The 252-nt window shown below is 69.4% G+C and carries 1 protein-coding gene; it reads right to left on the bottom strand.

Going from position 1 to position 252, the window contains the following annotated elements:
• The coding region (locus AC3A6J_RS28075) for an Ig-like domain-containing protein (RefSeq protein WP_487863283.1) at nucleotides 1–190 on the bottom strand (190 nt) is incomplete at its 3' end.
• Nucleotides 191–252 lie beyond the last annotated feature (62 nt).

Consider the following 252-nt stretch of genomic DNA (forward strand, 5'->3'; position numbering starts at 1 on the left):
GTGTGTACGTGTAGGTTCCGTCCGGATTGACGGTCAAGGCGCCGTTGGCCGGCGGCGTGCCCACCACGTAGCTCAGGCTGTCGCCGTCCAGGTCGACACCGGTCACCCGGCCCGCGACGGGCGTGTCCTCGGGCGTGGTCAGCGTGTAGTTCGGAACGGTGGGCGCGTCGTTGACCGGGCTGACCGTCACGTCCACCGTGCTGGTGGCCGTGCCGCCGTTGCCGTCGCTAACGACGACGGTGAAGCTGTCGC

The organism is Variovorax sp. Soil_C_39 (genome assembly GCF_057656815.1).